Source organism: Pseudomonas corrugata, from assembly GCF_050920615.1.
In the GTDB taxonomy this organism is placed as follows: Bacteria; Pseudomonadota; Gammaproteobacteria; order Pseudomonadales; family Pseudomonadaceae; genus Aquipseudomonas; species Aquipseudomonas corrugata.
The window spans coordinates 482,962-497,421 of sequence record NZ_CP130434.1 but is presented as its reverse complement, the minus strand read 5'-3'; the positions used below and the strand labels follow the sequence as shown (position 1 = coordinate 497,421).

Annotated in this window: 13 protein-coding genes; 9 read left to right on the top strand and 4 right to left on the bottom strand. The window is 61.8% G+C overall.

What is annotated here, in order from left to right; genetic code table 11:
• Window positions 1-107: 107 nt before the first annotated feature.
• Window positions 108-1,016 carry an SdiA-regulated domain-containing protein gene (locus tag QZH45_RS02125; protein WP_024777960.1) on the top strand — a complete coding sequence of 303 codons (909 nt, stop codon included), beginning with the start codon at window positions 108-110 and terminating at the stop codon, window positions 1,014-1,016.
• A gap of 150 nt (window positions 1,017-1,166) precedes the next feature.
• Here the strand turns inward: QZH45_RS02125 and rpiA are convergent, their stop codons facing one another.
• On the bottom strand, window positions 1,167-1,841 hold the full coding sequence (gene rpiA / locus QZH45_RS02120; protein WP_053193096.1) for a ribose-5-phosphate isomerase RpiA: 675 nt from the start codon (window positions 1,839-1,841) through the stop codon (window positions 1,167-1,169).
• A gap of 137 nt (window positions 1,842-1,978) precedes the next feature.
• Here rpiA and ilvA point away from each other — a divergent pair, with 137 nt between their 5' ends.
• Window positions 1,979-3,493: a threonine ammonia-lyase, biosynthetic gene (gene ilvA, locus QZH45_RS02115; RefSeq protein WP_053193093.1), complete on the top strand. Its 1,515-nt coding sequence runs from the start codon at window positions 1,979-1,981 to the stop codon at window positions 3,491-3,493.
• A gap of 42 nt (window positions 3,494-3,535) precedes the next feature.
• Window positions 3,536-3,964 carry a DUF2269 domain-containing protein gene (locus tag QZH45_RS02110; protein ID WP_055135722.1) on the top strand — a complete coding sequence of 143 codons (429 nt, stop codon included), beginning with the start codon at window positions 3,536-3,538 and terminating at the stop codon, window positions 3,962-3,964.
• A gap of 94 nt (window positions 3,965-4,058) precedes the next feature.
• On the opposite strand, the gene QZH45_RS02105 is transcribed toward QZH45_RS02110, so the two are convergent.
• Window positions 4,059-4,715, bottom strand: a complete 657-nt coding sequence (locus QZH45_RS02105) for an HAD family hydrolase (RefSeq protein WP_055135721.1) — start codon at window positions 4,713-4,715, stop codon at window positions 4,059-4,061.
• A 143-nt stretch (window positions 4,716-4,858) separates the two neighbouring features.
• On the opposite strand from QZH45_RS02105, the gene QZH45_RS02100 reads away from it, so the two are divergent.
• On the top strand, window positions 4,859-5,338 hold the full coding sequence (locus tag QZH45_RS02100; RefSeq protein WP_003186867.1) for an RNA pyrophosphohydrolase: 480 nt from the start codon (window positions 4,859-4,861) through the stop codon (window positions 5,336-5,338).
• Window positions 5,339-5,360: 22 nt separating this feature from the next.
• A complete protein-coding gene (gene ptsP / locus QZH45_RS02095) occupies window positions 5,361-7,640 on the top strand; it encodes a phosphoenolpyruvate--protein phosphotransferase (protein WP_024777955.1) in 2,280 nt (759 codons plus the stop codon).
• Window positions 7,641-7,770: 130 nt separating this feature from the next.
• Here the strand turns inward: ptsP and QZH45_RS02090 are convergent, their stop codons facing one another.
• A complete protein-coding gene (locus QZH45_RS02090; protein WP_053193088.1) occupies window positions 7,771-8,517 on the bottom strand; it encodes an NRDE family protein in 747 nt (248 codons plus the stop codon).
• A 304-nt stretch (window positions 8,518-8,821) separates the two neighbouring features.
• On the opposite strand from QZH45_RS02090, the gene QZH45_RS02085 reads away from it, so the two are divergent.
• The 3 genes from QZH45_RS02085 to QZH45_RS02075 all read left to right on the top strand — a co-directional run bounded on the left by QZH45_RS02085 (window position 8,822) and on the right by QZH45_RS02075 (window position 11,503).
• Window positions 8,822-9,604, top strand: coding sequence for a sulfite exporter TauE/SafE family protein (locus tag QZH45_RS02085; RefSeq protein ID WP_024777953.1), 783 nt, complete (start codon window positions 8,822-8,824; stop codon window positions 9,602-9,604).
• Between the two features lie 68 nt (window positions 9,605-9,672).
• Entirely contained in the window at window positions 9,673-10,482 is an 810-nt protein-coding gene (lgt, locus tag QZH45_RS02080; RefSeq protein ID WP_024777952.1) for a prolipoprotein diacylglyceryl transferase, read from the top strand.
• A gap of 49 nt (window positions 10,483-10,531) precedes the next feature.
• Window positions 10,532-11,503, top strand: a complete 972-nt coding sequence (locus tag QZH45_RS02075) for a thymidylate synthase (protein ID WP_055135719.1) — start codon at window positions 10,532-10,534, stop codon at window positions 11,501-11,503.
• 161 nt (window positions 11,504-11,664) lie between these two features.
• On the opposite strand, the gene cadR is transcribed toward QZH45_RS02075, so the two are convergent.
• Window positions 11,665-12,111 carry a Cd(II)/Pb(II)-responsive transcriptional regulator gene (gene cadR, locus QZH45_RS02070; RefSeq protein WP_024777950.1) on the bottom strand — a complete coding sequence of 149 codons (447 nt, stop codon included), beginning with the start codon at window positions 12,109-12,111 and terminating at the stop codon, window positions 11,665-11,667.
• An 86-nt stretch (window positions 12,112-12,197) separates the two neighbouring features.
• Between cadR and QZH45_RS02065 the strand changes: the two genes are divergently transcribed.
• Window positions 12,198-14,411, top strand: a complete 2,214-nt coding sequence (locus QZH45_RS02065; protein WP_024777949.1) for a heavy metal translocating P-type ATPase — start codon at window positions 12,198-12,200, stop codon at window positions 14,409-14,411.
• Window positions 14,412-14,460 lie beyond the last annotated feature (49 nt).

The window sequence follows — 14,460 nt, the reverse complement described above, 5'->3', positions numbered from 1 at the left end:
TCTGTAAGGTAATTTCTCCTTCGCCGTAGGGTGTGGCACACAGCCATTAAGCTTCAGTTCAGGCCGCTGTGATATTTCCAGCCACCTGTTCTTACCGAGCCCACCCCATGCGTCGACTTGCCCGTCCCAAGCCCTTGATCCTGATGTTGCTGGCAATCGCCCTGATCGCCCTGATCACGGCGGGTCAGTACCTGCGCCTGTTCGAACGGGCCTGGTTCAACCTCAATACCCTCTGGCAACCCGCAAATGAGCAGGCCATCGCCCTGGATCAGTACCGGATTACGAAAGAGGCCCTGGTGATCGAAGGTCTCGATGACGTGTCGGCACTGACCTTCGATCCGGTACGCAAGAGCCTGTTCACCGTCACCAACAAGAATGCCGAACTGATCGAACTGTCACTGGACGGCAAAATCCTGCGCCGGGTGGCGCTGATCGGCTTCGGTGACCCGGAAGCGGTGGAGTTCATCAGCGAAGACATTTACGTCATCAGTGACGAGCGCCAACAGCGGCTGATCAAGATACACCTGGATGAAGGCACCCGGTTTCTCGACGCGGCCGACGCCGAACAGATGACCCTCGGCGTGCACATGAGCAAGAACAAAGGATTCGAAGGACTGGCTTACGATTCAGTGGGCAAGCGGCTGTTCGTCGCGAAGGAGCGCGACCCGATGCTGATTTATGAAGTGCAGGGTTTTCCCCATCACAACTCAGAAAAATCTTACGCAGTCCACGTCATCAACAACCCCAAGCGCGATGCCGGACTGTTCGTGCGCGACCTGTCGAGCCTGCAATACGATGAGCGCAGCGGCCATTTGCTGGCATTGTCCGATGAGTCGCGGTTGATCATCGAGCTGGATATCGACGGGAAACCCCTGAGCACCCTGTCGTTGAGCAAAGGTCGCCAGGGATTGCAAAAAAATGTCCCCCAGGCCGAAGGCATCGCCATGGACGATGACGGCACTCTGTACCTGGTGAGCGAGCCGAACCTGTTCTATGTGTTCAAGAAACAGCCTTGAACCAGGCCTGCCATAAATCCATGTGGGAGCGAGCCTGCTCGCGATAGCGGTTTCACATTCAACGCTGATGTGACGGGTGAATCGCTATCGCGAGCAGGCTCGCTCCCACAGGGGCCCGACTTCGAGCAGAAGACCGGGCTTTTTCCCTGTTTACTCGGCCCGCAGAGTCTTCACCCCTTCCGCAGTGCCCAGCAACAGGACATCCGCCGGACGGGCAGCGAACAAACCATTGGTGACCACACCGACGATGGCGTTGATCTGGCTTTCCAGCTCCGCCGGGTTGGTGATCTGCAGGTTATGCACATCCAGGATGATATTGCCGTTATCGGTCAGCACACCCTCGCGATACACCGGATCGCCGCCCAGCTTCACCAGTTGGCGGGCCACGTGGCTGCGAGCCATCGGAATGACTTCGACCGGCAGCGGGAACGCGCCGAGTACCGGCACCAGTTTGCTGGCGTCGGCGATGCAGATGAAGGTCTTGGCCACCGCCGCGACGATCTTCTCGCGGGTCAGGGCCGCGCCGCCGCCCTTGATCAGGTTCAGGTGCGCGTCGCTTTCGTCGGCGCCGTCGATGTAGAACTCCAGGTCGCTCACGGTGTTGAGCTCATACACCGGGATCCCGTGGCCCTTGAGCCGCGCGGCGGTGGCTTCGGAGCTGGCAACCGCCCCGTCGAAGGCTCCCTTGTGCTGTGCCAGCGCGTCGATGAAGCAATTGGCGGTGGAGCCGGTGCCGACCCCGACGATGCTCTTGTCATCCAGTTTCGGGAGGATGAGGTCGACGGCAGCCTGGGCCACGGCCTGTTTGAGTTGATCCTGGGTCATGCGGGCTCCGAAAACGGGCAGGGAGTGAAGAGGGACGCGAGTATAACCCAACAAAACCTCGGGATTCGTGTGGTCGCCCGGCCAAAAGCCGGGTTAGACTCCTTGACCCTGCCCAACCCGCCCAGTGATGCTTTCCGATGCTTGAACAGTACGTCAAAAAGATCCTCACCTCGCGCGTCTACGACGTCGCCGTAGAAACCCCGCTGCAGAACGCTCGCCAGCTTTCCGAGCGACTGGGCAACAGCATCTGGCTCAAGCGCGAAGACTTGCAGCCGGTGTTCTCGTTCAAGATTCGCGGGGCCTACAACAAGCTGACCCAGCTCAGCGATGAAGAGCGTTCACGCGGCGTGGTCACAGCGTCGGCGGGCAACCATGCCCAGGGCCTGGCCCTGGCCGCCAAGGTCCTGGGTGTGAAAGCCACCATCGTGATGCCCAAGACCACCCCGGAAATCAAGGTTGAAGGCGTGCGCTCCCGTGGCGGCAAAGTGGTGTTGCACGGCGACTCGTTCCCCGAGGCCCTGGCCTATTCGCTGAAACTGGTCGACGAAAAGGGTTACGTCTATATCCATCCCTACGACGATCCCCACACCATTGCCGGGCAGGGCACGGTGGCGATGGAAATCCTGCGTCAACATCCGGGGCGCCTGGACGCGATTTTCGTTCCGGTGGGCGGTGGCGGGCTGATTGCCGGGATCGCGGCCTACGTGAAATACCTGCGCCCCGAAATCAAGGTCATCGGTGTCGAACCCGACGACTCCAACTGCCTGCAGGCCGCCATGGCCGCTGGCGAGCGGGTGGTGTTGCCGACCGTCGGACTGTTTGCCGACGGCGTCGCCGTGGCACAGATCGGCCAACACACCTTTGATATCTGCAAGCATCACGTCGATGAAGTCATCACCGTCAGCACCGACGAGATCTGCGCGGCAATCAAGGATATCTACGACGATACCCGCTCGATCACCGAACCTGCAGGCGCGCTGGGCGTAGCCGGGATCAAGAAATACGTCGAGTCACGCGGCATCAGTGGCCAGACCCTGGTCGCCATCGACTCCGGTGCCAACGTCAACTTCGACCGCCTGCGCCACGTGGCCGAGCGCGCTGAACTAGGCGAGGGTCGCGAAGCAATCATCGCGGTGACCATTCCCGAGCAACCAGGCAGCTTCAAGGCGTTCTGCGAAGCCGTGGGCAAGCGCCAGATCACCGAATTCAACTACCGCTACAACACCGGCAGCGAGGCGCACATCTTCGTAGGCGTGCAGACGCATCCGGAGAGCGACCCACGCAGCGCACTGATCGCCAGCCTGACCGAGCAAGGTTTCCCGGTACTGGACCTGACCGACAACGAATTGGCCAAGCTGCATATCCGCCACATGGTCGGCGGACATGCGGCCCACGTCATCGACGAGGTGGTGCTTCGCTTCGAATTCCCTGAACGTCCGGGCGCGCTGTTCAACTTCCTCAACAAGCTGGGCGGACGCTGGAACATTTCGATGTTCCATTATCGCAACCATGGCGCGGCGGACGGCCGTGTGGTTGCTGGCTTGCAAGTGCCCCACGATGAGCGCCATCTGGTACCAGCCGCCCTCGAGGAGATCGGCTATCCGTACTGGGATGAAAGCGATAACCCGGCGTACCAGTTATTCCTGGGTTGATAAAGAGCTAGGCTGTTGGGCACGGCTCAAGGAAATCGAACAATGGAAACGTTGACCGCGCTGAAGATCGCTCACGTCCTGGCTACTGCCCTGCTGCTGGTGGGCGCCGCGGGGCTGGCTATCTGGGTTTGGCGAACACGCCGCAACGGTGACGCCACGGCATCTGCCCGCGTATTGCAACGCCCGCGGGTGTTCGTCTGGCTGGTGATGGGGCTTTCCCTGGCGAGCCTGCCCTTCACGGGCTGGTGGATGGTTCATCAGATCGGCTGGCCGTTGGGACAGACCTGGCTGCTGGCCTCCAGCATTCTCTATACCTTGGCGGCGCTTGCAGGGTTCTGGCTTTTGGTGCGACTGAACAAGCGGCGCAGGCTGCCGACGGCGGGCAATGGCACCTTTACCTTGGCCTTGGCGCTGTTCAGTTTTGTCTGCTTGATCGCCATTGCCGGGTTGATGGGCGCCAAGCCGGTCTAGGATCTGGAACCGAGTCGGCTTCATCGCGAGCAGGCTCGCTCCCACAGGGGAAACGCATTCCAATGTGGGAGCGAGCCTGCTCGCGATGGCGATATCAGTCGCGCAGACTGATCACCGGCCAACCGCGTTTCTCGGCCTCAGCCCGCAGGTTCGGGTCCGGATCCACGGCGACCGGACGCGAAACCACCTCCAGCAACGGCAAGTCGTTCATCGAATCACTGTAGAAGTAGCTGCCGTCGAGGGAATACCCGGTTTCTTCCAGCCAGCGCTTCAGGCGAGCCACCTTGCCTTCGCGGAAGCAGGGAATATCGGTGCTGCGTCCACTGTAGCGCCCATCGATCATCTCGCACTCGGTGGCGATCAGGGTTTCGACCCCTAGGCGCTCGGCAATCGGAGCGGTGACGAAGCGGTTGGTGGCGGTAATGATCACCAGTTTGTCGCCAGCTTCACGGTGCTTATCCAACAGTTCGATGGCTTGGGGCAACACGATAGGCTCGATGCAATCGCGCATGTAGTCCAGGTGCCATTGGGCCAGCACCTCCATTTCGGTGCGACCGAGGATTTCCAGGCAAAAGTTCAGGTATTCGGCATTATCGAGCTTGCCGGCCAGGTAATCCTGGTAGAACTGATCGTTGCGCGCCTTGTACGCGACGGCGTCCAGGAAGCCGCGCTCACACAGGTAATCGCCCCAGGCGTGATCGCTGTCGCCGCCCAACAGTGTGTTGTCCAGGTCGAATAAGGCCAGCCGCATTGCAGTTACTCGCTGAAATTTCTGAAGAAAGGCGTTCAGAATACGGACTTTTCACAAGAGTGCACATAACCTGGGCGGGCTCGTTGCTGCTTTCACAACCTTTGTGGAACAATGCGGCGACATGCGCTTGCGAGGTTGTTGCCGTGATCGATCCCGATGGTTTCCGACCCAATGTGGGGATCATTCTTACGAATGATGCCGGGCAGGTACTATGGGCTCGCCGTATCAATCAAGACGCCTGGCAGTTTCCTCAAGGCGGGATCAACCCCCAGGAGACGCCGGAAGAGGCTTTGTACCGCGAGTTGAACGAAGAAGTGGGGCTGGAGCGTGAAGATGTTGAAATACTCGCCTGCACCCGAGGCTGGTTGCGCTATCGTTTGCCGCAACGCTTGGTCAGAACGCACAGCCAACCGCTGTGCATTGGCCAGAAGCAGAAATGGTTTCTCCTGCGCCTGATCTCCAACGAGCAGCGGGTGCGGATGGATTTGACCGGTAAACCGGAGTTCGATGGCTGGCGCTGGGTCAGCTATTGGTATCCGCTGGGCCAGGTGGTGACATTCAAGCGCGAGGTGTATCGACGCGCTCTCAAAGAGCTTGCCCCGCGCCTGCTGACGCGCGACTGACGACGGAGTTCGACCCCGAGCCATGCTCAATACGCTGCGCAAGATCGTCCAGGAAGTTAACGCCGCCAAGGATCTCAAAGCGGCGTTGGGGATTATTGTGTTGCGCGTCAAAGAGGCCATGGGCAGCCAGGTCTGCTCGGTCTACCTGCTGGACCCCGAGACCAACCGTTTCGTGCTGATGGCCACCGAGGGCTTGAACAAGCGCTCGATCGGCAAGGTCAGCATGGCACCCAATGAAGGTCTGGTCGGCCTGGTCGGCACGCGCGAAGAGCCCCTGAACCTCGAAAACGCCGCGGACCACCCGCGCTACCGCTACTTCGCCGAAACCGGCGAGGAGCGCTATGCCTCGTTCCTCGGCGCACCGATCATCCACCACCGCCGCGTCGTCGGCGTGTTGGTCATACAGCAAAAGGAGCGCCGCCAGTTCGACGAGGGTGAAGAAGCCTTCCTCGTGACCATGAGCGCGCAACTGGCCGGGGTGATCGCCCACGCCGAGGCCACCGGCTCGATCAGCGGCTTGGGCCGCCAGGGCAAGGGCATCCAGGAAGCCAAGTTCGTCGGCGTGCCGGGGTCTCCGGGCGCGGCCGTGGGCACGGCGGTGGTCATGTTGCCGCCCGCCGACCTGGATGTGGTGCCGGACAAGGCCATCAGCGACATCGATGCCGAGCTGAAGCTGTTCAAGACCGCCATCGAAGGGGTGCGCGCCGACATGCGAGCCCTGTCGGCCAAACTGGCGACGCAGCTGCGCCCCGAAGAACGCGCGCTGTTCGACGTCTACCTGATGATGCTCGACGACGCCTCCCTGGGCAGCGAAGTGACCACGGTCATCAAGACTGGCCAATGGGCCCAGGGCGCGTTGCGCCAGGTGGTGACCGACCACGTCAACCGTTTCGAACTGATGGACGACGCTTACCTGCGCGAGCGTGCCTCGGACGTCAAGGACCTTGGCCGCCGCCTGCTGGCTTACTTGCAGCAGGAGCGCCAGCAGACCCTGGTCTACCCCGACAACACCATCCTGGTCAGCGAGGAGCTGACCCCGGCCATGCTCGGCGAGGTGCCCGAGGGCAAGCTGGCGGGGCTGGTCTCGGTATTGGGTTCGGGCAACTCCCATGTCGCGATCCTCGCCCGGGCCATGGGCATTCCCACGGTGATGGGCCTGGTGGACCTGCCGTACTCCAAGGTCGACGGCATCCAGATGATCGTCGACGGCTACCATGGCGAGGTCTACACCAACCCCAGCGAGGTGCTTCGCAAGCAGTTTGCCGATGTGGTGGAGGAAGAAAAACAACTGTCCCTGGGCCTGGATGCGCTGAGGGATCTGCCCTGTGTGACGCCCGACGGCCATCGCATGCCGCTGTGGGTCAACACCGGCCTGCTGGCCGACGTGGCCCGGGCGCAGAAGCGCGGCGCCGAGGGTGTGGGGCTGTACCGCACCGAAGTGCCATTCATGATCAACCAGCGCTTCCCCAGCGAAAAGGAACAACTGGCGATCTACCGCGAGCAACTGGCCGCGTTCCATCCGCAGCCGGTGACCATGCGCAGCCTGGACATTGGCGGCGACAAGGCCTTGTCCTACTTCCCGATCAAGGAAGAAAACCCCTTCCTCGGCTGGCGCGGGATTCGCGTGACGCTCGACCATCCGGAAATCTTCCTGGTCCAGGCCCGTGCCATGCTCAAGGCCAGCGAAGGGCTGAATAACCTGCGCATCCTGTTGCCGATGATCTCCGGCACCCATGAGCTGGAAGAAGCCCTGCACCTGATCCACCGGGCCTGGGGCGAAGTGCGCGACGAAGGCACCGACGTGCCGATGCCGCCGGTTGGCGTCATGATCGAGATCCCGGCAGCGGTGTACCAGACCAAGGAACTGGCGCGGCAGGTGGACTTCCTCTCGGTCGGCTCCAACGACCTGACGCAGTACCTGCTGGCCGTGGACCGCAACAACCCACGGGTGGCCGACCTGTACGACTACCTGCACCCTGCCGTGCTACAGGCCTTGCAGACCGTGGTGCGTGACGCCCATGCCGAAGGCAAGCCGGTGAGTATCTGCGGTGAAATGGCCGGCGATCCGGCCGCGGCGGTACTGTTGATGGCGATGGGTTTCGACAGCTTGTCGATGAACGCCACCAACCTGCCCAAAGTGAAGTGGATGCTGCGCCAGATCAACCTCAGCAAAGCCCAGGAACTGCTGGCGGAGGTAATGACCATTGATAATCCGCAGGTCATCCATAGCTCGTTGCAACTGGCGCTGAAGAACCTTGGATTGGCGCGGATGATCAATCCTGCGTCGAACAAGACACTCTAACCGTTGGACCGCCATCGCGAGCAGGCTCGCTCCCACAGTGGTTCTCGGTCGGACACAAACTCCGTGTTCGCTGGAGACTCAGTGTGGGAGCGAGCCTGCTCTCGATGAGGCCAGCGCAGTCACCACAACACTAAACCCTGACCTCGACCTCCCCCAAATGCCCCCCATGGGGCCCGAAGCTGCGTTCGACCATGTGCCGCGCCCCATCGGCCTGGACAATCAACGCCGTACTCGCCCGCGTCCCATACGCCGGGCTGGCAATGAACACACTCGACAGCAGCGTCTCGGTCGCCACCCCCACTCCGGTGTCCGGCAGTTCCGCCAAGGGCGCCGGTAGCGGATCATTCAGTAGCGCCAGCAGACTCGGAGGCTGCGCAGTGGCGAGCACCTCAACCAATGCCGCCCGGGCCTTGAGCAACTTGGGCCAAGGCGTGTTCAGCCCGGCGTTCGACAACCCGTAGACGCCTTCGGCCAAGCGCTGTGGCCGGGCATCGCGGGCGTTGTAGTGCCACAGCTCGCTGCCGTCGCCGAGCAGCAGGTTGAACCCGCCATACTCGCCGGCACGGGGCACGATTTCGCTCAGGTAGTCGGCGATCGACAGATTCCCGGTCAGGAACCGAGCCACCAGCTCGCCACGAGACTTGAACGCCGGCAACTGGTCTGGATCACGGATATTCGTCAGGGCCGCAAAGCGACTGTCGGCGCCGATCCCGAGCCAGGTGCCACCGGCCTCCAGGTCGCGACCAGCGTAGACATGGGGAGCGTCAGGCCATTGGGCCAGGGGCAGGGTCGGGCGCGCGTAGAACTCGTCACGATTGGCCGCCACGATCAGCGGTTGGGCGTGACCAGGTCGCCAGGCAAATACGATCAGGCACATCAGGTAGTCCCCATTAACAAGACCCAGCACAGTTCCTGTGGCGAGGGGATTCAGCGAAACGTCGCACCGCCCCGCTGGCTGCGAAGCAGCCCCAAAGCAATTTATCTGGCACACCGAGGTGTCCAATTTTTAGGGCCGCTTCGCGCCCCAGCGGGGATAAATCCCCTCGCCACAGGGTTTTGCATCGGATTGACGTTCCACTCTAACCGACACATCGCCCGCGCATCCATCGCCTTCAGTGGAGCACAAGGCCATCGATCCGTTACCATGCCGCTCTTGTTTCGGGGATGGGCGGGGGACGCTGGTGGAATTCGTGATCTATCTGCTGCTCGGTGCCTGCGCCGGGGTGCTGGCCGGGTTGTTCGGCGTGGGTGGCGGGATGATCATTGTCCCGGTGCTGGTGTTCAGCTTCACCCTGCAGGGATTCGACCCGCAGGTATTGACGCACCTGGCCGTTGGTACGTCCCTGGCATCAATCATCTTCACCTCGGTCAATGCCGTGCGCGAGCACCAGCGCAAAGGCGCGGTACGCTGGCCAATTTTCGCCTGGATGACCGTCGGGATCCTGATCGGTGCCGGTTTCGGCGCTGTCACCGCCGAAGCGATTTCCGGGCCCCACCTGCAAAAGATCATCGGTGTGTTCGCCATGATCGTCGCCGCGCAACTGGCCCTGGATTTCAGACCCAAGGCCAGCCGCACCGTACCTGGCAAGGCCGGGTTGACCCTGGCCGGTACAATCGTCGGCTGGGCCTCGGCGATTTTCGGCATCGGCGGCGGTTCGCTGACCGTGCCATTCCTGACCTGGCGCAGCGTGCCCATGCAGCAGGCGGTGGCCACCTCGTCGGCCTGCGGCTTGCCGATAGCACTGGTCAGTGCATTAAGTTTCATGATTCTGGGCTGGCACGATCCGCTGTTACCGGCCCATAGTCTCGGTTTTGTGTATTTGCCGGCGCTGCTGGGCATCGCCCTGACGAGCATGGTATTCGCCCGTGTCGGCGCAAGACTGGCCCATCGCCTGTCGCCACGCTTGCTCAAGCGGCTGTTCGCGGCTTTGCTGTTCTGCGTGGGGCTGAGTTTTCTGCTCTGACGCAATCCTGGCTTAATCCCGAGGTGACAGGGTCACCCGCATATTTTTGACGTTTACGAGGAATATCAATGCTGCCTTACCCGCAGATCGATCCGGTGGCCCTGGCCATCGGTCCGCTGAAAATCCACTGGTACGGCCTGATGTACCTGGTCGGCATCGGCGGTGCCTGGCTGCTGGCGTCGCGACGGCTCAACCGTTTCGATCCGACCTGGAACAAGGAAAAACTCTCCGACCTGGTGTTCTGGCTATCCATGGGGGTGATCGTCGGCGGACGCCTGGGCTATGTGCTGTTCTATGACCTGAGCGCCTACCTGGCGAACCCGACGCTGATCTTCGAGGTCTGGAAGGGCGGCATGTCGTTCCACGGAGGCTTCATCGGTGTAATGCTGGCGGCGGTGTGGTTTGGCAAGCGCAACAACAAGTCGTTCTTCGAGCTGATGGACTTCATCGCGCCGATGGTCCCGATCGGCCTGGGCGCCGGACGCATCGGCAACTTCATCAACGCCGAATTGTGGGGCAAGCCGACCGACGTGCCGTGGGCGATGATCTTCCCGCCGTTCAGCGATCCGGCGCAGTTGCCGCGCCATCCGTCGCAGCTCTATCAGTTTGCCCTCGAAGGCGTGGCACTATTCTTAATTCTCTGGCTGTTCTCACGCAAGCCGCGGCCCACGATGGCAGTGTCCGGGATGTTCGCGCTTTTTTACGGCATCTTCCGCTTCATCGTTGAGTTCGTCCGCGTACCGGACGCCCAGCTGGGCTATCTGGCATGGAACTGGCTGACCATGGGTCAACTGCTGTGCCTGCCGATGATCGTCGGTGGTCTGGTGCTGATCTGGCTGGCTTATCATCGTGCGCCGGCTGCGGCGGCCAAGGCTTAAAATTCGAAACCCGAGGCGCTGGCCTCGGGCTCAAGGACACAGGTAATCCATGAAGCAATATCTCGATCTGGTGGCCCATGTCATCGAGAACGGCACCAAGCAAGCCAACCGCACGGGCGTCAACACCATCAGTTTTCCTGGTGCCATGCTGCGCTATGACCTGAAGGATGGTTTCCCGGCCATCACCACCCGCAAGATGGCGTTCAAATCGGCTATCGGCGAGATGTGCGGATTCCTCCGCGGGGTCAACAACGCCGCCGAATTCCGCGCCTTGGGCTGCAAGGTCTGGGACCAGAACGCCAACGAAAACACCCAGTGGCTGGCCAACCCGTTCCGCCAGGGAGAGGACGACCTGGGCGAGATCTACGGCGTGCAGTGGCGCAAGTGGCCGGCCTACAAGCAGATCCCCGTAAGCAATCCGGCGGCCATCGAGCAGACCCTGGCCCAGGGCTACCGGCAGATTGCCGAAGGCGAAGAAAACGGCCAGGCCTATGTGGTGCTGTACAAGGCCATCGACCAGGTTCGCCAGTGCGTCGACACCATCATCAAGGACCCGGGCAGCCGCCGCATCCTGTTCCACGGCTGGAACTGCGCCCAGCTCGATGAAATGGCCCTGCCGCCGTGCCATCTGCTCTATCAGTTCCACCCGAATGTCGAGACGAAGGAAATTTCCCTGACCCTCTACATCCGCTCCAACGACCTGGGACTGGGCACGCCGTTCAATCTCACCGAAGGCGCCGCCCTGCTGAGCCTGATCGGCCGCCTGACCGGCTACACGCCGCGCTGGTTCACCTATTTCATCGGTGACGCCCACGTCTACGAAAACCACCTGGACATGCTCAAGGAACAACTCACCCGCGAGCCGTTCCCGATGCCGAGGCTGGTGATTTGCGAGCGGGTACCGGAGTTTGCCAAGACGGGCGTGTACCAGCCCGAGTGGCTGGAACAGGTGGAGCCGAGCGACTTCTCCCTTGAAGGCTACCAGCACCATGCGCCGATGACCGCACCGATGGCGGTCTAAAGCACACCACTATCCCTGTGTGCGAGTCTGTGGGAGCAAAGCTTGCTCGCGACGAACGATGCGCGATCTACTGACGGATCGAGGTGTTTTCATCGCGAGCAAGCTTTGCTCCCACAGGCCCAGCCCATAGGCCTCTGTGTATTCGGATTGGCGGCAAGGGCTCAATGCCCGTGACTGCGCCCCACATGTGAATGCTCTACCTCCGGCGCCACCGCTCCGCTCACTTCCAGGCGCTGCAAGATCCCGCACTGGTCCGGATCCGGCCCTTTGTCGCAGCGATGGCGCAGGTCGATCAGTTGTGCCTGCAAGGCCAGCAGGCCATCAATGCGAGTCTTGACGTGGAGAATATGTTCGTCGACCAGCGCGTTGACGCTCTCGCACTGATCCTGGGGACTGTCACGCAGTGCCAGCAAGCTGCGGATTTCTTCCAGGGTCATGTCCAGAGTGCGGCAGTTGCGAATGAACGTCAGCCGCTCGGCGTGGGCCTGGGTGTAGACGCGGTAGTTGCCATCGCTGCGAGCCGGCTCCGGCAGCAGGCCTTCGCGTTCGTAGTAACGGATGGTTTCGACCTGGCAGTCGGTGATTTTCGCCAGTTCGCCGATCTTCATGGCATTGCCTCCAGAACAGGTGCTTGACCCTATAGTGGCTACAGGGTCTTTACTGTGCAACAAGCACTTCTCATGGACGTAACCCGATGAGCGACTCTCTCCACATCCATAAGCCCGCCCACGACCATGGCCACGGGCATTCCTGCTGCGCTTCGAAAGCCGCGCCTTCTGTGGTCAATCTCGGTAAAGCGCCGACGGACGGTGCTCGGCTGAGCAGTTTTCGCATCGAAGCGATGGACTGCCCCACCGAGCAGACGCTGATCCAGAACAAGCTCGGCAAGCTCGAAGGCGTGCAGCAGCTGGAATTCAACTTGATCAATCGCGTATTGGGCGTGACCCACGACCTGCCCGACGATGGGCCGATCATCCATGCGATCCAGTCCCTCGGCATGCAGGCCGAGCCGCTGACCCCGGGTCAGGAGCAACAAACCAGCGACCTGCCGGCCCCGGCCAAACCGTGGTGGCCGCTGGCGTTGTCCGGCGTCACTGCCTTGGGCGCCGAACTGATCCATTTCACCAATGCCGCGCCTGGCTGGGTGGTCGCCGTGGTAGCACTGGTGTCGATCCTCAGTGGCGGCCTGGGCACCTACAAGAAGGGTTGGATCGCCCTGAAGAACCTCAACCTGAACATCAATGCGTTGATGAGCATCGCCGTGACCGGCGCGGTTTTGATCGGGCAGTGGCCGGAAGCGGCCATGGTAATGTTTCTGTTCACCGTGGCCGAGCTGATCGAAGCCAAATCCCTCGACCGGGCGCGCAATGCCATCAGCGGTCTGATGCAGATGGCCCCGGAACAGGCCACGGTGCAACAGCCCGATGGCACCTGGCAGGTACAGGAAGTCAAGGCCATCGCCCTCGGCGCGCGGGTTCGGGTTCGCCCCGGCGAGCGCGTCGGACTGGACGGTGAGGTAGTGGCCGGTCGTTCGACCATCGACCAGGCGCCGATCACCGGTGAAAGCCTGCCGGTGGAAAAAACCGTGGGCGATAAAGTGTTCGCCGGCACCATCAACCAGGCCGGCGAGTTGGAGTACAGCGTGACCGCGGCGGCCGACCACTCCACCCTGGCACGGATCATCCACGCCGTGGAGCAGGCCCAGGGCTCCCGTGCGCCGACCCAGCGCTTCGTCGACCGATTCTCGAGAGTCTATACCCCGGCGGTGTTTGCCCTGGCGCTGGCGGTGGCTGTCATTGCGCCATTGTTCATGGGCGCGGAGTGGTTCGACTGGATCTACCGGGCCCTGGTGCTCCTGGTGGTGGCCTGCCCCTGTGCGCTGGTGATTTCCACGCCGGTGACCATCGTCAGCGGTCTTGCCGCGGCAGCGCGCAAAGGCATCCTGGTCAAGGGCGGCGTATACCTGGAGGGTGGCTACAAGCTCGACTACCTGACCTTGGACAAGACCGGCACGATCACCCACGGCAAACCGGCACAGACCGACTACGTGGTGCTGGACACGACCATGGAGACCATCGCCCCGACCTTGGCCGCCAGTCTCGCAGCCCGCTCCGACCACCCCGTGTCCCGGGCCATTGCCGCGGTGGATAAACAATCGGCGCCGCAGCCTGTGGATAACTTCGAAGCCCTCCCCGGTCGTGGGGTTCGAGGTGATATCAATGGCCAGACCTACCATCTGGGTAATCATCGCCTGGTGGAGGACCTGGGCCAGTGTTCCCCGGAACTGGAAGAGAAACTTTTCGCCCTGGAAAAACAAGGCAAGTCCGTCGTGCTGCTGCTCGACGGCTCAGGTCCCCTGGCGCTGTTCGCCGTGGCTGACACCGTGAAGGACTCCAGCCGCGAAGCCATCCGGCAACTGCATGAACTGGGCATCAAGACCTTGATGCTCACCGGCGACAACGCCCATACCGCCGAAGCGATTGCCGGCCAGGTCGGCATGGATCAGGCGCGAGGTGACCTGCTGCCGGAGGACAAGCTGCAGGCCATCGAAGCGCTGTACGCCCAAGGTCACCGGGTTGGCATGGTCGGCGATGGCATCAACGACGCCCCCGCCCTGGCCCGAGCGGAAATCGGCTTCGCCATGGCGGCGGCTGGTACCGATACGGCCATCGAGACGGCCGATGTGGCCTTGATGGACGATGATCTGCGCAAGATTCCGGCCTTCATCCGCCTCTCGCGGCAAACCTCGAGCATCCTGAAACAGAACATCGCCCTGGCGCTGGTGATCAAGGCGATCTTCCTCGGCGTGACCTTCGCCGGGTTCGCCACCATGTGGATGGCAGTGTTTGCCGACATGGGGGTAAGTTTGCTGGTGGTGTTCAATGGGTTGCGGTTGTTGCGTAAATGAAGGTGTAGCTGCGCGCAACACACAACCATTGTGGCGAGACCAAAAACCT